Annotated in this window: 18 protein-coding genes; 8 read left to right on the forward strand and 10 right to left on the reverse strand. The window is 44.8% G+C overall.

Annotated elements, in window-relative coordinates:
* Window positions 1-287: 287 nt before the first annotated feature.
* The 3 genes from GJV22_RS19390 to GJV22_RS19400 form a co-directional block, all read right to left on the reverse strand.
* Window positions 288-1,706, reverse strand: coding sequence for a hypothetical protein (locus tag GJV22_RS19390; protein WP_163717725.1), 1,419 nt, complete (start codon window positions 1,704-1,706; stop codon window positions 288-290).
* A 598-nt stretch (window positions 1,707-2,304) separates the two neighbouring features.
* A complete protein-coding gene (locus GJV22_RS19395; RefSeq protein WP_163717727.1) occupies window positions 2,305-3,072 on the reverse strand; it encodes an SDR family NAD(P)-dependent oxidoreductase in 768 nt (255 codons plus the stop codon).
* A 143-nt stretch (window positions 3,073-3,215) separates the two neighbouring features.
* On the reverse strand, window positions 3,216-4,151 hold the full coding sequence (locus GJV22_RS19400; RefSeq protein ID WP_163717729.1) for a helix-turn-helix domain-containing protein: 936 nt from the start codon (window positions 4,149-4,151) through the stop codon (window positions 3,216-3,218).
* A gap of 90 nt (window positions 4,152-4,241) precedes the next feature.
* On the opposite strand from GJV22_RS19400, the gene GJV22_RS19405 reads away from it, so the two are divergent.
* The 8 genes from GJV22_RS19405 (at window position 4,242) to GJV22_RS19440 (ending at window position 11,366) form a co-directional block, all read left to right on the forward strand.
* Entirely contained in the window at window positions 4,242-4,421 is a 180-nt protein-coding gene (locus GJV22_RS19405; protein ID WP_163717732.1) for a hypothetical protein, read from the forward strand.
* A 32-nt stretch (window positions 4,422-4,453) separates the two neighbouring features.
* Window positions 4,454-5,326, forward strand: coding sequence for an alpha/beta fold hydrolase (locus tag GJV22_RS19410; protein ID WP_163717734.1), 873 nt, complete (start codon window positions 4,454-4,456; stop codon window positions 5,324-5,326).
* Window positions 5,327-5,540: 214 nt separating this feature from the next.
* On the forward strand, window positions 5,541-6,293 hold the full coding sequence (locus GJV22_RS19415) for an NYN domain-containing protein (RefSeq protein ID WP_163717736.1): 753 nt from the start codon (window positions 5,541-5,543) through the stop codon (window positions 6,291-6,293).
* Window positions 6,294-6,435: 142 nt separating this feature from the next.
* Window positions 6,436-7,251 carry a hypothetical protein gene (locus GJV22_RS19420; protein WP_163717737.1) on the forward strand — a complete coding sequence of 272 codons (816 nt, stop codon included), beginning with the start codon at window positions 6,436-6,438 and terminating at the stop codon, window positions 7,249-7,251.
* 186 nt (window positions 7,252-7,437) lie between these two features.
* A complete protein-coding gene (locus GJV22_RS19425) occupies window positions 7,438-7,986 on the forward strand; it encodes a methyltransferase family protein (protein ID WP_163717739.1) in 549 nt (182 codons plus the stop codon).
* A 41-nt stretch (window positions 7,987-8,027) separates the two neighbouring features.
* Window positions 8,028-9,383: a glycoside hydrolase family 28 protein gene (locus GJV22_RS19430; protein WP_163717741.1), complete on the forward strand. Its 1,356-nt coding sequence runs from the start codon at window positions 8,028-8,030 to the stop codon at window positions 9,381-9,383.
* Between the two features lie 33 nt (window positions 9,384-9,416).
* On the forward strand, window positions 9,417-10,259 hold the full coding sequence (locus GJV22_RS19435) for an aldo/keto reductase (RefSeq protein WP_163717743.1): 843 nt from the start codon (window positions 9,417-9,419) through the stop codon (window positions 10,257-10,259).
* Window positions 10,260-10,325: 66 nt separating this feature from the next.
* Window positions 10,326-11,366 carry a nucleoid-associated protein gene (locus GJV22_RS19440; protein WP_163717745.1) on the forward strand — a complete coding sequence of 347 codons (1,041 nt, stop codon included), beginning with the start codon at window positions 10,326-10,328 and terminating at the stop codon, window positions 11,364-11,366.
* 78 nt (window positions 11,367-11,444) lie between these two features.
* Here GJV22_RS19440 and garR read toward each other — a convergent pair whose 3' ends face one another.
* From garR to GJV22_RS19475, 7 genes are read right to left on the reverse strand one after another with little or no spacing between them, the layout of a single operon-like run.
* Entirely contained in the window at window positions 11,445-12,329 is an 885-nt protein-coding gene (garR, locus tag GJV22_RS19445) for a 2-hydroxy-3-oxopropionate reductase (protein WP_163717747.1), read from the reverse strand.
* A gap of 56 nt (window positions 12,330-12,385) precedes the next feature.
* Window positions 12,386-13,639 carry a glycerate kinase type-2 family protein gene (locus GJV22_RS19450; protein ID WP_163717749.1) on the reverse strand — a complete coding sequence of 418 codons (1,254 nt, stop codon included), beginning with the start codon at window positions 13,637-13,639 and terminating at the stop codon, window positions 12,386-12,388.
* On the reverse strand, window positions 13,636-14,538 hold the full coding sequence (gene dapA / locus GJV22_RS19455) for a 4-hydroxy-tetrahydrodipicolinate synthase (RefSeq protein WP_163717751.1): 903 nt from the start codon (window positions 14,536-14,538) through the stop codon (window positions 13,636-13,638). The genes GJV22_RS19450 and dapA overlap by 4 nt, the downstream gene beginning before the upstream one ends.
* Window positions 14,539-14,550: 12 nt before the next feature.
* Window positions 14,551-16,089, reverse strand: a complete 1,539-nt coding sequence (gene garD / locus GJV22_RS19460) for a galactarate dehydratase (RefSeq protein ID WP_163717752.1) — start codon at window positions 16,087-16,089, stop codon at window positions 14,551-14,553.
* A gap of 6 nt (window positions 16,090-16,095) precedes the next feature.
* On the reverse strand, window positions 16,096-17,532 hold the full coding sequence (locus tag GJV22_RS19465) for a GntP family permease (protein ID WP_163717754.1): 1,437 nt from the start codon (window positions 17,530-17,532) through the stop codon (window positions 16,096-16,098).
* A gap of 23 nt (window positions 17,533-17,555) precedes the next feature.
* Complete coding sequence (locus tag GJV22_RS19470) at window positions 17,556-18,764, reverse strand: glycoside hydrolase family 88/105 protein (protein ID WP_163717756.1); 1,209 nt, start codon at window positions 18,762-18,764, stop codon at window positions 17,556-17,558.
* Window positions 18,765-18,803: 39 nt separating this feature from the next.
* Complete coding sequence (locus GJV22_RS19475; RefSeq protein WP_163717758.1) at window positions 18,804-20,594, reverse strand: hypothetical protein; 1,791 nt, start codon at window positions 20,592-20,594, stop codon at window positions 18,804-18,806.
* Between the last annotated feature and the right edge of the window lie 118 nt (window positions 20,595-20,712).

Consider the following 20,712-nt stretch of genomic DNA (forward strand, 5'->3'; position numbering starts at 1 on the left):
AATTCCGGGAGGAAGCTTCTGCTTCCCTTAGATTGGTCTTCTGCAAACGAGAGTTGATTCAATCGTTGTATTTTGTCTTAATACGAGCGTATGGAGTAAATTGGATTCCAAATACATTCGCAACGTTTGAGGCATTCATTCCACCATCTGAAACTAAAGTTTCGGGCACAATTAATGACTGCTAATTTGATGGGCTTTGCAATAGAAACCAGCAGGTTGCGACCTAATTGGATTGGTTTGAGTTGCTCAGTTACACAGTGATACAAGGAAATAGTCCCAACCCTCTTTTAGGGCACAGTTAATTGATCCAGGTTAATTAGATATAAATTGTTTTCGTTGCTGGATACAATGATGTTGTTATCAATCAATACATTTTTTAGCCCGTTTAACTGAGAAATTTCATTCCCGTTTGAATCGATAATTATTGGTCTCAATTCGTTTTCCAATACAATAAAGTTCTTGTACTCTCCAACCTTGGCATTTACTTGTTGATCGGAAAAGAATCGGTACTCATTGCTAAGTAGATTTAGTTTACAAATAGAATCGTTGCTCAGCGTTAGGAATAATGTAGAGTCACTTGAAATAAAAGGATAATAGCTTGAGCTATCAGATAAAATATAGCGATCGTCGGTTAAAAATCCGGTGCACTTGTAGCTACCTTTAGGTAAGGGGTACTTCTGAATATCGTTGGTACCCATATTAAATGCGTATACAGTGTTGCTATAAATTAAATATAAGGTTGAGTCATTTATCAGGGCATCGCGCACATATTCAGTTGAGTCTTTCTCAAATACATAATGAAATTCACGGGAACGAGTGGTTTTATTGTATTTCGAAATGAACGGATAGCCAAAGGGAACGATATCCCACCCATATAAAGCAGATCCAGTGTTTAGTAATGTGAGATAATCGGCCCAATTATATAATTGAGAAGAACTAACGGAGTCCGGTGGTAGTTCTAGCTGCCAGTTTACAATACCTTTATTCGATAAACACTCCAATTTATTCCTGGAAGCGATATAAATTAAATCGTTATCAATTAACGGTTCTGATCGTATTTGCCATAGAAAAGTAATTCGGTCATCAACAACCATGGTTAGAAATGATATAGAATTAAAAAAAGTTTGTGCCGAATTACTTACGGGGAATCGATAGATTGATTCGAGATCATGAGTCCAGCTTTCGCCTGAATGCAGATTTTGAAAGTATAGGTTAACGTCACAAAATAGCCTTCCGGAATCAATTTGCAATGGAGTTGTCTGGAGGAAGCGCTTATTATCAAATTGCTGTGACCACAGAATACTGTCATTTGATATATCGATTGCTGAATAAATATCCATTGGAAGTCCCTGTAATCCGAGTTTTCGTCCAATAAATACAGCCGTTGAATCGTCAAAGTATAGCAACGAATAATTTAATTTATTTAATGCTTTTCCGGATTTGGTATCGAGTTTTGTGTATTTCCCGAATGGATTATTATTAAAGATCTTTCCGCCGATAAGCTGATAAGACCAGCCTTCCGTTGCATTTCCAAGTTCGGGCTTAGTCCAATAGTGATCCAATGAGTATAAATTCAGGGCATGTGCGTATCCGACCATTCCGAATGCGGGACCTGTTTTCTTTTTATTCAGTTTGTATTCCTGAATAAGTAAAACTGAATCGTTGGAGGAGAGTGAAAGATCAACGATATCATATTTAAATGTCAAGACATGCGCTACAATATTTCCAGCGTCGCGATTATCCTGGAAGGATATGGAATCTACGGCATATTTACCATGCGTGGTTTGCCCGGAAGCAACGGATATCCAGAGGCACAAAATTATTAAATAATGTTTCATAGATGCTCCCAACATTCCCGGGCTTTAGGTTTGAGCGGGGTTTGAAATTCCCCGAGTGTCAGAGTATTCTAAAGATAACTAAAAGACGAGTCGCTTCCACCCGCTCCTGTATGAAAAAACCGGCTTTTGTTTTTCTTATATTTTGACGGGTCCCCAGCGCAAGTATTCTTCGTTTTTAACGATACAAGCAAAGCCTTTTGAAACGCCTAAATAAACTACTCGTTGGAAACGGGTGGTAGTAGGGGCCAGGTTTGGGACAAGCAAGCAAGCCAGTGAGATGGCTGGCTGATACGTCCTTTATTTTCCCATCGGGGAAAGATAACAATAGTATCGGAAGTCCAATCGGTCATTGCCAGAGAGGGGACGTCCAGATTCCTTTTCAGGAAGTCGCAACGACATCGAACTGACCGGGTGACTCAAAGTCACCCGGTCAGTTCGTCCATCAAAAAAATTGCAGGTACCAGGACTAGAGCATCATGCCACCCGACACTTCAATACGCTGGCCGTTGATCCAGCTGGCTTCTTCCGAGCACAGGAAAGCCACCACGCCGCCAATATCGGTTGGCAAGCCCACCCTTCCCAGGGCTGTTACGCTCGCTACATGGTCATTCACCTCCTTGTTGTCGCGCACATGCCCGCCGCCAAAGTCGGTTTCAATGGCGCCGGGTGCCACAATATTTGCTGCAATGCCACGCGATCCTAGTTCTTTGGCCAGATAACGGGTTAATACCTCAATAGCACCCTTCATGCTGGCATAGGCCGATGAGCCGGGAAACGAAAAGCGCGCCAGCCCCGAAGAAATGTTTATGATGCGCCCGCCGTCGTTCAGATAAGGCAGTGCTTTCTGTGTGAAGAAGAATACGCCCTTCAGGTGAATATTAATCGCCGCATCGAACTGCTCCTCTGTTGTTTCGGCAAAAGGAGCATAGAGCGCCGTTCCGGCATTGTTGATTAGAAAATCGAAATTGGCGGTCCCATAGGTCTCTTGTAAATAAGCCGCCAGTTGTTCGTAGAAAGTACCAAAGTCGCTAATCTTCGAGGTATCCAATTGGTAGGCTGCGGCTTGTCGTCCCATCTCCCGAATTTCAGCGACCACCTCGTCGGCTTTTGCGCTGTTGCTGTTGTAGGTAATTACCACATCGATTCCCTTTTTAGCCAGGTTGATGGCCATGTTGCGCCCCAGACCGCGACTTCCTCCGGTCACCAGGGCAATTTTTGTTTTTGTCTCTGTCATTGTTTTATTGTTTTTAATGTGTTTCCATTCGATGATGCTTCGGTCATCGGTTGTTTGTTTTCAATAAGACAAAGTTCGGCAAAGAGACGGATTGAATTTTGCAAGCAACAATCCATTCCTTGCGAAATTCAAACAATATGACTTTAAACGCGAAAGGCAAGCGGGGTGACGGAAGTTTGTCGTTTAAAGAAATTGGAGAAATGTGCCACTTCTTCGAATCCCAGCGAATAGGCAATCTCGGTGATGTTCCAATCGGTTTGCTTTAACAGGATTTTGGCTTCCTGGGCAATACGGCTGCCAATAATATCGGTGGTTGTTTTCCCCGTGCTTTCTTTTAGCACCTTATTGAGGTGGTTGACATGAATAGACAGGCGCTCGGCGTAATCCTTGGCCGTACGCAGTCCCAGTCGTTGCGAGCCCGACTCGATGGGAAACTGTCGCTCGAGCAACTCCACAAACAGCGCGACAATGCGTTGCGAAGCATTTTGGCTGGTGTGCAGCGTAGTGGCTGGTTGCATTTTTTGTCCGTAATGTATGAGTTCAAGCACATAGTTGCGCAACAAATCGTACTTGAATTCATAATCGGAGGCGATTTCCTTTTTCATTTTCCGGAAAACCAGTGCAATCTCTTCGGCATCTTCATTGCTCAACTCAAACACGGGGTAACCGCCCAACTTAAAAATAGGCAGCTCATCGATCAATACCCCGCTTTTGTTCTTCACCAGGAAGGCATCGGTAAACACGCAAAACGTACCCGCCTGGTTTTCATCCTGCGGAATCCAGTGGTAAGGCACTTTGGGCGTACCAAACAGCAGGGCATTCTTTTCAACCTGGATCACCTTGTCGGCATACTCAGCCCTGTTTCGGCCACGGATCAAACTGATTTTGTAATACGAACGGCGACTATAGGGCATCACCGCGTTCCGTTTCACTGAACGGATGGTTTCGGCCACATCGAATACATTGAAATGACCAACTTCCTTGTTGATTCCCGGGGGCAACAACTCCTGGATGTCGCGGCCGGTAAAGGCAGCAGCTTCGCGGTAAAACTCGTCAAGTGATGTATTTCGGATATTCATGTTGGCCTTCTTTTCTATTTGCAAAATTCAAAGGTACGAATTATCCGACAGTCCACACTGCGAGCGTGGAGTTTGTAATCTGTACTCTGCTTGGTACAAACAATTGAGTTGGAGATGCCGATTTTCAACAGGCATGTTGCGGCACGCTTTGCAAAAGCGCGGCAGCGGGATCGCAAACTAACCACGGTGCGCACACTGGCCTTCCTGTCATCCAAATACTGCTTTAGCCCTTCGTATCTAAGGATTGACCTTGATGTGATTATTCCTTAATTTTAGTATAGAAATAACCAAACCTAAAAATCATGAAAGCTATCCTTATGCTCCTGGTACTAGTTATTGCAGGCTCATGTACTAATTCGATGAACGAAAAGATTGCGTACGGTTCAAATGAGAAGGCCGGTCAATATGTTGATGTCAATGGCATCAAAATATACTGTGAAATTTATGGTGAAGGTGAGCCTTTATTGCTTTTGCACGGCAATGGCGGGTCTATTGTTGTCTTTGAAAAGCAAATACCCGAATTGTCAAAACACTTTAAAGTCATTGCGGTTGACAGCAGGGCACAGGGAAAATCTTCTGACTCTGAAGATGAAATAAGCTATGCGCTGATGGGGTCAGACATGAATGAACTCATTGATCAGTTAAAGCTTGAACGTGTTGCTATTCTTGGCTGGAGCGATGGCGGTAACATTGGTTTGGAATTGGCTTATGCCCATCCTGAAAAAGTGACCAAACTAATAACAATTGGGGCCAATTATAGCTGGGAAGATTTCTCTGCAGCATCGGATAGTGTTCAGATGGATCCCCATGACCCTTTATATGAAAAAGTCAGTCCGATGATGTTAAAATACAGGGCAGCATATAAGGTGATTTCGCCGGACATAAAGAAGAAATTAAATGATCTCATGGAGAAATATCCCAATTTCACAAAAGAACAGCTTCATGAAATACAAGTCCCTGTTTTAGTGGTTTCAGGCGATCACGATTTGATAAAGCTTGAGCATACGCTGGCATTATTTAACAGTCTGCCGCATGCCCAACTTTTTGTTGTTCCAAGAGCTTCGCATATGGTACCTGCAGAACAACCGGAGCTGATAAACAGTGAAGTCGTCCGATTCATTACGACACCTTATCGGGATTTGGGTCGTTATTATTTTACGGAAATCGGGCGGTAGGCTTATTAAATAGCCGTTTATTCCTAACAGGACTTCACAAAAAAGGAAGATACAAAGCAGGATTCGCTAAAGCGCGCATCGCTTCGTATGGTTTGAAATTAATTGAGTCACGCCACGCGATACATTCGTGCGGCATCTGGGAATTTTGTAAATTTAAGGTGTGTCGCATCACAAGAATGCGGACAACGAAGAACCGGATTAACACGAAAAAACGATGAATGTAAATTTAGCCGTACTAATTGATGGGGATAATATACCGTCTGCATTTGTAAAAGAGATGATGGAAGAAATTGCCAAATATGGTAATCCAACCATTAAACGAATCTATGGAGATTGGACGAACCCCAGTCTTTCAAAATGGAAGAACGTACTTCTGGAGCATGCGATTACCCCGATCCAACAGTATAGCTATACGACAGGGAAAAATGCAACAGATTCTGCTATGATTATTGATGCCATGGATATCTTATATGCAGAAAGAGTCAATGGGTTCTGTATCGTATCGAGTGATAGTGATTTCACCAAATTAGCAACCCGCTTACGAGAGGCAGGCATGCAGGTCATCGGTATTGGAGAAAAGAAGACGCCGAACCCTTTTATCGTCGCTTGTGACAAATTCATATACATTGAGATTCTTAAAACAAAATCGAAGGAGAAAGAATCGGAAGAAAAAGGAATAGAAAAAGAATCGTTCGAGAAAATAGCGGGAAAAGAGATCAAACTAATTGCCGATACAATTAATGACCTGTCGGACGATGAGGGCTGGGCTTTTTTGGGAGATGTTGGTAGCTTGTTGCAAAAGAAGCGACCTAACTTTGATCCCCGGAATTATGGTTTTCAAAAGTTAACGCCATTGATTAGTTCAACCGGGAAATTTGACATCGAGCAACGGGAAAATCCCAAAGGCAGGCATAAATTGATCTATGTCCGAAATAAAGAAAAGCGCATGATGCGCAGTAATCACTAAGGCTCAGCCTGGAACGGTTCGGACAGCTCGCTGTCTGATGAGCTGGGGATAAGGTGGTTTTCCAACCTTGGTGCCCCGGGGCAACGTTGTACAGGCATATAAAAGGACCGTATTGTGATAATTGTTTTGGAAATTTATGATTATGAATAGTTGGTCAAATATTGAGATTTCCACTCCGGATTCAGAAATCATCAAAATAAATGATTTGGAGAAAAGACTTGGAGAATTGCCTGAGAGCGTAAAACGAATCCGCGAACTCATCACCAGATTTGAAGTCTGCCATTTCAAATATAAACAGCACTTAAAAAAGATAAAGGATTCGATAACTGAGCTTCATCCGAATGTGGATCCGACAAAAATCGGCGTAAATCATATCCAGCATGGAGAACATGTTATCAATACAGACACCACAGGGAAAAGCCTGATCGGACAACAATACATTTGGGCCTTGAAAGAATGGTTAAATGAAGATCGTGAAAGTGAGGCCCCGGATAAATATGACAAAGAACTTGGACAACTGATTCGAAAATGGCTGGGTAATAAGAGTCCCGATAAAGTGCACTTAGTTAAGTTATTGCTTGCCAGATTGACTTGGGATTGGACCTCGTACGAGAAATTACTGCATGGTGGCGAATTTAAAGATATTGAATACCAGGCAAGCCGGATGGATATTTGTCATTACGCATTTCCGAACAACCTTGATTTATTATTACAAGGGATCGGACAGCTAAAAGCGGTTGAGGGCAAAGAATTTGAAGGATGTGGCCTGTTTAATGCTGAGATACAAGAATATCTCGAAAAAGAGTTCGTAGACATGAATAACACGCTCAAATCTTTTCAAGTCAACAGTAGGTTGAGTCAGAATGATTTAATTAGAACATGGTTGATGCTGTGTTTAGCCAAAACGATTAAAGAAAACATTAAAATATTGACACCAATTAATGGAATAGGAAATTAGAGTTGTCAAGATTAATTACACAGAACACACCAGATGGGCATCGCGGGGGAAGTCGTAAATTCAGGCATTGTCGCCCACTCAAACGTTATTCCGGTTTGACAGGGAAGTGCCGCTCAACCAACGACTTCTCATCCGGTTTACAGTTATGGAAATTATGTATTGTCCCTTGTTCGTAATAATTGATACATGGTCAGGATACTCATATTCGCAATAGTAAGCATGCTGTTAATAGCTGTTTCATGGCGAACAATATTAAAAATTAGAAGTCATGGCTTTTATCGATTCCTAAGTTGGGAATGCATCGCTTGGCTTTTTGCTGTCAATTCTGAAAATTGGTTTGTCAATCCTTTTTCATTTAATCAAATAATTTCATGGATTCTTCTGATAATATCAGGATATTTGGTTGTTCATGGTCTGATTCTTTTAGTAAAAAGAGGAAAGCCCCAAAAGGACAGAAACGAACCAAGCCTTTATGAAATAGAACAAACAACGCAATTAATAGACAAAGGAATTTACAAATACATCAGGCATCCGATTTATTCCTCTTTGCTTTTTTTGACTTGGGGAATTCTCTTTAAGGATATCACATTCGGATTATTACTAATTGCCATCCTTTCCTCTGGCTGTCTTTATTTGACAGCTGTTTTCGAAGAGAAGGAATGTATGGCGTATTTTGGAGAGAAATACATTGCTTACATGAGACAAACAAAAAGATTTATACCATATATTATTTGACAACAAGGAACCCAGTTAACAAACCAAACAAACTACCCCGGATGAAAAAACTACTCTTTCTTTTTTTGATCCTGTTTGTAAACCTAAGCATCGTAGCTCAGGACAACAGTTTCCCAACAGACGAAGTAGATGAAATCGTAACACGCATACAATTACCCCAAATACCCTCTTTCGAAATAAATATCGCTAGTCTGGGGGCGACAGGCGATTCTACTGCGAATTGTAAGCCTGCTTTTGACGAGGCTATGGCGCTGTGCAAAAAAAATAACGGCGGTATGATCATTGTTCCGAAAGGCACCTATAAACTCAATGGGCCAATTCACTTTGTGAGCAACGTCAGGCTGGAGATCAACGAAGGGGCAACAATTCGTTTCAGTGATAAGCCGAAAGATTACCTGCCCCTGGTTCTGACAAGCTGGGAAGGCACAATGCTTTACAATTACAGTCCGCTTATTTATGCCCACGATTGCCACGACATAGCGATCACAGGCAAAGGAACGATCGATGGCGAAGGTGGCCGACTGTGGGACAGCTATAAAGAAAAGGAAGACGGCGACAAGATGTTGAGCCGGGATATGAATCATCAAGGTGTTCCGATCGCAGACCGGAAATTCGGAGAAGGACATTACCTTCGGCCCCATTTAATCCAGTTTTTCAATTGCAAGAACATCCTGGTCGAGAATATCCGCATCGAAGATTCGCCGTTTTGGTGTCTGCACCTCTTAAAATCGCAAAGTATCACCATCAGGGGGGTGAACTATAAATCATTGAACCATAATAATGACGGCATTGACCCGGAATATGCCAAAGATGTTTTAATCGAAAATATCACTTTCGATAACGGCGATGACAATATTGCCATTAAAGCGGGCAGGGATCATGAAGGCCGGAAAAACAATGCCACGCCCAGCGAGAATATTGTCATCCGCAATTGTAGCTTTAAGGGGTTGCATGGTGTTGTGGTGGGTAGTGAAATGTCGGCAGGGATACGGAACATATATATTGACAGTTGTCAAACAGGTGGATATTTAAAACGGGGGATTTATTTTAAAACCAATGCCGATCGGGGGGGATTTATAAATAACGTTTATGTCCGGAACCTGGATATGGATGAGGTTGAAGATTGCCTTTATATTACGGCTAACTTTTTGGGCGAAGGAAGCGGATATCCTTCAGAAATTTTGGATATCTGGTATTCCAATATCAAATGCCGGAAAGCAACGAAAACGGCCATTGTGATACAAGGATACCCGGAAAAGAAAGTACGCAACATCCACCTTCACGATATCGAAGTTCAATCGGCAAAGAACGGCATGACCGTCGTCGATGCAGAAAATGTGGAAATCGGAGATATCATCATCGGAGAACGGGCAACAGTGCCTTCGGCCTTGAAATAATTTAGTTTTTAGTATGAACCAGAAAACAAACAAATGGCAAAACTAATTTTAAATGATGGCAATGAGATTCCAACGATTGGTTTTGGAACTTATGAGTCAACCGAACAAGAGGGAATTGATGCGGTTCGTTACGCCATCACAAGCGGTTATCGCTTGATTGATACGGCAGCATTTTATAAAAATGAAGAAGCTGTTGGAAAAGGAATTAAAGCCAGCGGAATTGACCGAAGTGATATTTTTGTAACGACTAAATTGTGGCGTGAGAGTTTAGGATATGAATCCGCAAAAAAGGAATTGGCCCTGTCGTTAGATAAGCTCGGTTTGGACTACGTTGATTTGTATTTGATTCACTGGCCGGCAAATGCTAAGAACTACGATAATTGGCAACAAACCAATGCCGACACCTGGCGGGCAATGGAGGAGCTGCAGGCCGAAGGAAAGATCAAGTCGATTGGGGTAAGCAATTTTTGGCAGGAACATTTGGAAGTGTTGTCTGAGACCGCAAAGCTTACTCCGGCAGTGAATCAAATCGAATTTCATCCGGGCTATTGGCAGCCGGAGTTGGTCGAATATTGTCAAAAACAAAACATTGTTGTTGAGGCCTGGTCGCCTTTAGCACGAGGGAAAGTTTTTGGGAACGAGCTATTGAAGCAAATTGCCCGACTTCATCAGAAATCAGTTGCTCAGGTTAGTCTTCGCTGGATCATTCAACACGATGTTGTAGCCATTCCAAAGTCGACTACCAATGAACGAATTACAGGTAATCTCGACTTATTCGATTTCGAACTGACAGCAGAAGAAATGAGGCTGATCGATACTATTCCGGAAATGGGATTTAGTGGCGAATTGCCCAATATTTGGCCGGACACCGTTTAACGAATTATTTCGCTAATTTTCAGGTCGGTCATTGGCAATGATGATCGTTTTTAAACTTTGCTTCTTATGATTGACTTTAATAATACGACACTACAGACATTGGTTTTGCATCGGGTAGGTAATCGAACCAACGACGAAGGCATTCAGCTGGCATCTTCCGGCTTATTAGTTACCGATGAACTCAAGGAATTACTCGGCCATTACTTTATGGTATCTTTTCGGTCGAATGAGTACTTCAACTTCGACCATGAGACTAACCTGGATTTAAACGAAGGCTATGTTTATGCGAGCAAAATATTCGACGATCCGAAAGTGCTGTATGAGCAATCGGTAAACCTGGCGAAACACTTGTATGAGCAAAGTACCCACCCGAAGATTAAAGGAGGCGAGTTTTATACCGTGTATTTTAAAGACTGTATTGTTGAGGGCACGAACTGCGATGCTGTCGGGCTGTTTAAGTCGGAAAACAAAGAAACTTTCCTGAAAGTACAGCAAGCCAACGATGGTTTTGAGCTGAAAAGCCAGCGGGGAGTCAACATCAATAAACTCGATAAAGGTTGCCTGATTTTCAACACCGAAAAGGATCAGGGCTATGTGGTTGCCGTGGTCGATTCGGTTAGTCGTGGTTCGGAAGCCCAATATTGGGTGGATGATTTCCTGCATCTTCGTCCGCGAAAAGACGAATATCACCAAACCCAGAATTTACTAACCCTTTGCAAAAACTTTATCGTCAACGAGCTTCCGCAGCAGTTTGAGGTTTCGAAAGCCGACCAGGTTGATTACCTGAATAAGTCGGTCGATTTCTTTAAGAAGCAGGATAAGTTTGAGATCACGGATTTTGCCCGCCAGGTAATCAACCAACCGGAAGTGATTGACAGCTTTAACCGGTTTAAAGATCAATATCAACGCGACCAGGCACTGGATATTCCCGATCGGTTTAACATTTCGGAATCAGCTGTGAAGAAACAATCCCGTGTTTTCAGAAGTGTTATTAAGCTGGATAAGAACTTTCACATTTATGTGCACGCTAACCGGCAGTTGATCGAACAAGGGGTTGACGAGCAAGGGCGGAAATATTATAAAATCTATTACGACCAGGAAAGCTAGTTCCAAGGGAAGTTAAGGGAAATGAAAAAAGGCCCATCCGGACCTTTTTTGTTTCTATCGTATCATAGGGCTAAGGCGTTATCGGCTCAATTGAATGTTTGCCATTTTTTCATAAAACTTGACGATACTGGAGTGGTCTTCCACTCCGCAGCCGTCTTGTTTGATGGCCTGCATGATTTCCATGACCTGTGCCGCTAAGGGAAGAGGGACACCAACTCCGCGAGAAGTTTCCAACACATTATTGAGGTCTTTGATGTGCAGGTCGATTCTGAATCCGGGAGCATAATTCCGGTCCATCATCATAGGTGCTTTGGCATCCATCACCGTGCTTCCGGCAAGTCCGCCTCTGATGGCCTGGTAAACGCGGTCGGGACTAACGCCTGCTTTTTGCGCCAACACCAACGCTTCGGAAACAGCAGCAATGTTCAGGGCGACAACAACCTGGTTACAGAGTTTGGCGATGTTTCCGGCTCCAATTTCTCCAACATGAACAACAGAGCCGGCCATGGCCATCATCACGTCGTAATTGGCGTCGAACACTTCCGTTTTACCGCCGACCATCACCGCAATTGTTCCCTCGATCGCTTTTGGTTCGCCACCGCTGACCGGAGCATCCAGCATTTCGACTCCCTTTGTTGCCAATTCAGCGGCGATTTCACGACTGGCAAGGGGAGCGATCGAGCTCATGTCGATCAGAACCGACCCGGTTGACACTCCTTCAATGACGCCGCCTTTTCCCAGCACAACTTCTTTTACCTGGGGCGAATTGGGCAGCATGGTGATGATGACTTTCACTTTCGAGGCCAGTTCCGAAGCGCTTGTGACAGATTCAGCACCAAGGGAGACCAGTTCATCAACAGCGCCTTTGTTAATGTCCAGTACGACCAGTTCGTGTCCGGCTTTAATCAAGTTTTTCGACATGGGTTTACCCATAATTCCAAGTCCGATAAATCCTATTTTCATACGTTGATATTTTAATTAGATTAAATGGTTCGTTCTAAATACGTTTAAGCGGTTTGTTATTCGCATAAAATCATCATCAGGTCATTGACATTCGTGCCTGTTGGACCGGTAATGATCAGATCTCCGCTGGCCTCCAGTGCATGGAACGAATCGTTCCTGTTTAGTTTTTCCAGCGGGTCAATTCGGGCTGAATTCATTCGCCGGATCGATTGGCCGTCTACCATTCCTCCGGCGGCTTCTGTAGGTCCGTCTGTACCGTCTGAGCCGACAGAGAAGATGACCACGTTCTCCAGGTTTTCAATTCCGGTGGCTGCAGCCAACGCGAGCTCCTGGTTACGTCCTCCCTTCCCGTTTCCTTTGAGTTGTACCAGCGTTTCTCCTCCCAGAATAATGGCACAGGGCTTCCGGAAAGAAAAAGCGTTTTTACCGGAAGCAATTTCCCGGGCAATTGCAGCCAGGGTGTAGCCAACTTCTTTCGCTTCACTTTGGATAAAGGTGGAAAGGATATGAGCCTGAAAGCCGTTTTGCCGCGCAATTTGGGCTGCCGCTTTGCACAACTCCGTAACACTGCCGGTAACAATTGTCTCGCAGTTTTCAATAGACTTGGGTGTTTCCAGCCGAATCGCCTTCAGACAGTCTTTGCTCAGATTGAGATTGTATTTTGAAACAATCTGCAAAGCATCGTCGGACGTTGACATATCCGGATATGCCGGTCCACTGGCAATGGCATCCAACGGATCGCCAATGATGTCGGACAGGACGACCGTGTGAATTTTGGCTCCATTGCAGTGAGCCGCAAACCGCCCGCCTTTAACCGCCGACAAATGTTTCCGAACAGTATTCATTTCAACAATATCAGCTCCTTTAGCCAGGAGCTGGTTTGTCGCGGAAATGATTTCATCGATTGAAACGCCTTCCAGTGGTTTTTCGAACAGAGCTGATCCGCCGCCGGAAACCAAAAACAGCAACTCATCCTGCGTTGTAAGTTTATTGACCATCTCCAGAATTTCGGCTGTTCCTGTCACCGAGTTTTGATCGGGCAGGGGATGACCGGCTTCCCGGATTTTCAATCCTTTAAGTTCTCCTTTGGAATGCTGATACTTTGTCAAAACAATGCCCTCCCGGATGTGCTCACCCAGAATCTCGTGCGCAGCAGAAGCCATATTCCAGGCTGCTTTGCCAATGGCAACAAGTACGACGCCATCAGGCAACTGCATGCCGGAAAGCGCTTTCTTTACCGCCTCTTCCGGAAGAACAGCTTTGATCGCTTCGTCGATTATTGATCGGGCTTTGTCTCTTAATGAATTCATTCGTTTAGCAATTGAAGATCCTTTAAAACAACTTTCAGTGCTTCCATTCGCTCTGCCGTGCAGTGATCGATTGGTTTCACCGGGTGCCCAACATCAAGCCCCATCAGGTTCAGGCAGTCTTTCATGACGACCGGGAAGCTTCCGTAATTGTAGGCGCTTCGAAGCGGCATCAATTTGTATTGCGCTTCCAGTGCGCCCGGGTGATCACCAGCTATGAATTTTTCATAGATGTCAACAACAAGGGCAGGAGCAACATTGGCTGTTCCGGCAACGCAGCCCACACCGCCATAAGTTAAGGTGCCGTAGATGTAAAAATCGGTTCCGGCCAGCACCTTGAACGATTCGTTGTTCCGGGTGACATCCAGATACTGAATGGTCTGCGAAAAGTCCAGACTGGTATTTTTGATACCGACGATGTTGTCGATTTCCGCCAGCTTTTTCAGTAGTGAAACTGAAATATTGTTTGTGGTCTTTCCCGGGTTGTTGTAAAGCAAGACCGGCAGCTTTGTTGCTGCGGCAATCGTTTTAAAGTGTTCGTAAAGCTCACTTTCTGACGGCGTGATAAACATGGGTGTAAGGACCGTTAACGCATCGGCGCCAATGCTTTCAGCCATCTGAGCCATCGAAACACATTCTTTGGTGGTAATAGCGCTCGCACCGGCATAAACCGGTATCCGTCCATTAACATGAGCAACAGTTGTTTCGAGCGCAACTTTCTGATTGTGATGATCGAGTGCGTAAAACTCGCCATTGCTACCCAAGGCAAAAATGCCATGTACGCCACCATTGATTACATAGTCGATTACCCGCTTTAGGGCATCAGTATTCACATTCTCCTGTTCGTCGACCGGAGTAATGATTGGGGGAATAACTCCCTTAATATCGTTTAAAGACAGCATATGATTTGGTTTTTAGGTTACTGGTCCGGGGTTGAATAGTACAAGGTCGTTATGAAGTCCCAGCTTATCGCAGGCTACCTGTTTTCGGCCGCTGGCGACATCCAGGATCAGTTGGAATAGTTCCCAACCCATCTCTTCGATTGTTTTTTCGCCTAAGGCTACTTTTCCGGCATCCAAATCAATCAGGTCGAACCAACGATTGCTCAACTTGGAATTCGAACCGACTTTAATGACCGGAACCATTTGCAGGCCATAAGGAGTTCCGCGGCCGGTCATAAAGACGTGCATGTTCATTCCGGAAGCAAGTTGAAGTGTTCCGCAGACAAAATCACTGGCAGGAGTTGCTGCGAACGTCAAGCCTTTTTTTCGGATCTTTTCACCGGGAGAAAGCACATCAACAATAGGGCTGGACCCTGATTTGGCAATTGACCCCAATGCTTTTTCCACCACGTTGCTCAAACCACCTGTTTTATTTCCGGGAGAGGGGTTGGCACTGCGGTCGGCTTCTCCTTTTTGAAGGTAGTCATCGTACCATTTCATTTCGCGCAACAATGCCCGTCCAACGTCTTCACTTACTGCCCGGGGAACCAATAAGTGGATTGCATCGCGAACTTCTGTGACTTCGGAGAACATGACGCTTCCTCCGGCGCGGACGATCAGATCGGCTGCAAAGCCGGCTACCGGGTTCGAAGTAATACCAGAGAAAGCATCGCTTCCTCCGCACTGCATACCCACAATCAAATCGGATGCCGGGCAGGTTTCGCGCTTGCGCCTGTTTAGCTTTTGGAGGTACCGCTCAGCCAACTGCATGACGCCTTCAGCCATTTCATTAAACCCCTGAAACCGTTCGTCCTGCATCAGCAAAATGGCAGGCAGCTTGTCCTCAGATTCGCTCTCCGCAGGCAGTAACCTTTCGGGAAGCAGTTTTTCGCAACCCAGCCCGATGACGAAGACTTCGCCTCCTAAATTTGGGTTGGTAGCCATGTTCTTAATCGTGCGGATTGGAACAATCGCTGCCGGTGCGTTTATTGCGACGCCACATCCGTACGAATGATTAAGAGGGACGACATCATCAACGTTCGGATATTTGGGAAGCAGTTCCTGCCGGATTCGCTTGGAAACGTAGTCCGTCAATCCGGCGACACATTGCACGCTGGTTGTGATTCCCAAAATATTTTTAGTACCCACACTCCCGTCCGCATTGCGATAACCTTCGAAGGTGTATCCTTCCAGCGACTCTGTTTGCTCTTCCGGAGCTGAATTCAGCGGGATTGAGTTTAAAGCCGGAGGTGTAGGCAATAAAACCAAACGTTCCTGTACCCAACCACCCTGTGGAATCGTTTCGGCAGCGAAGCCAATTATTTGGCCGTAGCGGACAATTGCTGCTCCTTTCGGGATTATAGTCAGCGCGACTTTGTGCCCAATCGGGACATTTTGAGTCAGCCTTGTGCCGTCATCAAGGATCGTTCCCGAGGGCAATCCTTTCATGTTCGCGACGACACCAACATTGTCGATTTCCGCTGTTTTTATAATGATCGGTTTTTCACTCATATATTATTAGACTAATGGTAAAACTTTCGACAAAACCATAATTGCGGCAAGGCCGGCGAAGGCCATTACTGTTAAAAGTAGCGAAAAATGCTGTATCGTTTCCTTCTCATTCATACCGCTCATTCGGAGGATAATCCAAAAGGCGCTGTCATTCATCCATGCAAAAATCTTGGAGCCGCAGCCAATGGCCAAAGCCAAATATACCGGGTGGAATTGCAGCCCCGCACTATTTCCGATTCCACTCATAACGCCAATGGCTGTAACCATGGCAACTGTTGCAGAACCTTGAGCCGACCGGACCAAAGCTGTAATAATGAATGCCATTGGCAGCAAAGCCAATTGGTAATTTGCAGCCATACTTTCGATGCGGATACCAATCCCTGTTTGTTGCAACATTTGACCAAAAGCTCCACCGGCGGCTGTAATCAGGATGATCACACCGGCACTGGTCAGGGATTCATAAATGAATTGCTTGAATTTTGTCAGCTCTTTCAATCTTGCCCACAGTAAGTAAATAGCAAAGCCAGTGGCAATTGTCAAGGCAATGTTGGCATCACCGACAGTTGCAAAGAATTTGACGAACCACTGTTGTGTGGGACTTAGCAGCCCTGCTTTTCCGGCGGAAAGCATCTGGCTGATCGTATTGCCGGTGATCAGCAGAATTGGCAGAACGACAGGCATCACTGATATCCACAGCGCGGGCAGATCCTTATTTTCTTTCGATGAAAATTGTTTTAAATCATCCAGGCTGATGTCTGGAGTGTCGCGCATGGGGAGGTCCCAGCGTTTATTCGCCCATTTCGCGAAAAGGAAACCAGTCAGTGAGGTGATTGAACCGACTGCCAGTCCGCCGATAATCATGGTGCCCAAATCGATTCCCATTTCTTCAGCGACGAACAACGGGCCGGGTGTTGGCGGAATGAGTGAATGAGCCATTACTCCTCCGGCCATTACCATCATCAGGTAGAGACTGAACTTTTTCGGATCGCGGATACTCATGGATTTGACAATCGGGATCATGAGGTAAAAGACCGTGTCGAAAAATACAGGTATTGCCAGGGTGAAGCTTCCGCTGAGTAATGCGAGAGCAGAATTCTTTTTGCCAAACAAACCTAAAATAGCTCTTACAATGCGTTCAGCGCCTCCGCTGCGCATCAGTGCTGTTCCCAGAATTGATGCCAAAGCAATTAGTATTCCGATTTTAGCGGATGTGTTGCCAAATGCAGTGGCTAGACGTTTGCCAATCAACAGGGTTGATAAATTATGCGCTTCGTCAGGAGAGCTGCCACAATGAGTTGCATAGTTGTAGATCATTTCCGGCGAGGTTAGCAAGCCCGTTACCAACGCAGCAAGGAGTAGGGATATTACGGCGTGCAGCTTGAGCACGATGATGCAGAACAGTACAACAAAAGTGCCGATTAAAATTATAATGATTGGATCCATAGTTCGCGTATTTTAATTAGTCACTACCGATCCAATTCAACTGCTGCATCAATAAAAGGAGCTACGCCTTTGCAGTCGTTAACGACAATAGCCTCACTGACGTAGTATTCGAAACTTCCGTCCCGATAAGGGGTTCCGCCAAGGCCGGCACCGCCGCAGATATTTTGCATCTTCAGGTATCCATGTTCATCTTCTGTGATAAATGTTTTTAAAACACTGTCGAAACAATCATTGGCAACTTTCAGGTAACTTGGTGCGAGATATCCTTTTTTGGCCCCCTTGGCGATGGCATAGGTAAACATGGCCGAGCACGAACCTTCCAGATAGTTTCCTTCTCGGTCAGACAGATTTAAAATTTGATACCAAACGCCCGATTTTGAGTCGCGGACTTTTAATACCGCATCAACTGTTTGCTGGAAGATCTCGATGATCCGATTACGTTGAGGATTGTCTTGTGGCAAGTAATCCAAAACATCAACAATGGCCATTAAATACCAGCCAATTGCCCGTCCCCAGAAATAGGATGATCTTCCCGTCTCCGGATCGGCCCATTTCTGCTGCTTGCTTTCGTCCTGTGCATGAAACAAAAGACCGGTTTTGGGATCGTAGGTTTTATCGTAAACCAACAGGATTTGGTGTGTTACAACATCAAACCATTCCGGGTGGTCAAATTCTTTGGCATATTGTGCCAGAAAAGGGGAGGCCATGTAAATGCCGTCGAGCCACATTTGGTGTGGGTAAATGTTTTTATGCCAGTAACCGCCATCAGTGGTTTTGGGGTGAGTGCGCATCTGATCGACGAATTGCTCAATGGCAATTTTGTATTTCTCGTCTCCGGTTTTTCGGTATAGGCTGAACAGGTTTTTGGCCGGATTAACCCGGTCGATGTTATATTCCTCCAGATGATAATCCTTTACGGTACCGTCATCAAGGATGAAATAATTGATATAGTCCTTGAGGTATTTGGAGTATTTGGGATCAATGTCTTCTAAACGGGCAATGGCGGATCCCATATAGCCCACATCGTAATCCCAATCACCGATTCTGTATTCTCTTGCAGGGTTATTAATTTTTTCGAAGTATAGCAAGGTGTTACTCGTATGCATGATTGAGTTGGCCATTTGTACTGACCACTTTGCTTGCTCACCTTTGGAAGACGGTTGTTTATTTGCACACGAAATCAGGGTGCAAATAAGTATGAGTGATAGTGGTATGTTGTATTTGTTTTGCATAAGTCGATTTGATTTGTTTGTTGTTTTGTTGGATTCGGTTTACAGCATATTACTCTTCAGGGAAATTGCCCAAGGCTGGTCGAGACTTGGTGGGTTTACATAGCGTTTCATTTTCAGTTTGATCTGGCTTCCCGAATGTTTGGCAATATGGATTGTTAGTTGTTTTTGGTTTAATTCGAGGTATTCGTCGTTGTATTGAATTCCGGTAAACTGATGTTCTCCGTAAGCTCCTGCTTGCAGAATTACTGTGCGCTCGCAGGAGGGGCTCGTGTTTATTAGCGTGAGTTGTATGCCGTCAGGCAGTACTTTTTCGACCAGGGTTGCGATGCCGTCGGGTAACCCTGCTCTTTTGTTTTCCGGGTCGAAGTATCTAACCTGGCAGTGCAGGGTGTTGCCAATAATCCCGGGATCATTCCCTCCCGTGGTTAAGCGGATTAAGTTTCCTGTTTTCAACGGATTTAACTTTTGCGGGTCATCTGACTGTCGTAATGATGCTGAATTGTTTTCAGTAAGGATACCTTGAATTTTATCGTTGAGAGATTGCATCTCAGTAGCGAGTATCTGCTCCGGATATTCCGGATTCCGATTGGTGAGAAATTCTAACCAGGGGTCGTTTGGAATAAAGCTCAGATTGGCTGAATCCATACTCCATAAGCAGATGTCGAGCAAAAGCTCCCGGTGTTTGTTCGGGATATAGCCGTACCAACCATTTGGTCCGAATTTGTTTGGAAGTAAGATTGTTGAGTCTTTCACCTTTTTTACACGGAACAGATTTTTCATCTGAGCCGCTAAGGGTGTGATGAACTCACGGTCTCCCGTTAACAGTAGCGCATTTCCCATGGCTACGTGCGGACCTCTGAACGAATAGTTGCGAAGGCTGCTCCCGGGCGAGAAGTTCCACCCAAATGTTCCGCCGTACCAAAGTCCGTCCCATTCGCCACCAATACTTCCGTCCAGACCAATGTTGCTGGGTATATTCCCTCCGTTACGCATGATTCGGTCGTGCCAGGCTCCGACATATTCAAGAATCCATTTTTTGTATTTATCGTTGCCGGTTAGCAGGTAAGCATTTGTTGCAAGCGTTGTCGATAGCAGGTTCAACGGATGATCGCCTCTGATGTTCCCTGCGTCGCGATAGCGGGACAAACGTTCTGGATGGCCTTCTACGGGTTCTCCTCCCCAGTCCGTTTCGGTTGCTTCGGTGAGCTTTGGCCCGAGGCTTCCGTTGTGTAAGCTTCTGATAATTTTGTGTTCAGGATCATAATTGGGCGCTTCCGGATCTTCATTCATGTAGAATCCGGCAAAACGAATCATGCGTTCCCGGTAAATTGAATCACAGGGATTCGCAAGTCCGTAGAAATTAAAGGCCGACAGGCCTTCACCATTGTGTTCCCAATCAAAAGATGTTATAAATTCTTTGTGGAACATGCCATCTTTAGCCATTTCAACAGTGGGCACTTTGGCATTGGTGTATTGCTGAATGTGTCCCTCCCAAGCCTTTTCATATAAACGGAGCACTGTTTCCGATCCACCTAAAGCGTAATAAAGGGGCCATTGTGCAAAGTTTTCCATCACATCATCGGGGCCGTCATTTCCTCCCCAGCGTTCTACAACTTTGAAGTAGCCGTTATCTGCCAAATACCGATCGGCAAATATTTGGGCTGCACTGTCGTACAAGGCGAATAGTTCCCGCTCTGCGATTGCCCATGATGGTATTTCGACCCGTGTGTTAATGCAAATAGCCATTTTATCTGTTGGCTGGGCCGAAATTGACTTGCTTGCGAAAACAGCAAGGAAGAAGAGAAAATAGATGTTGCTTCGAATACTCATTGGTTTAACAAGATTGATACCGGTTGTTATCTTGATGACAGTGAATACAGGATGTACCGATCCTATTTGGCACCCAATCGGGCACCAGAACAAGAAGATAAAATCCGCCACGCTAAAT

It is taken from the genome of Mangrovibacterium lignilyticum, from assembly GCF_010882175.1.
GTDB classification, from domain to species: domain Bacteria; phylum Bacteroidota; class Bacteroidia; order Bacteroidales; family Prolixibacteraceae; genus Mangrovibacterium; species Mangrovibacterium lignilyticum.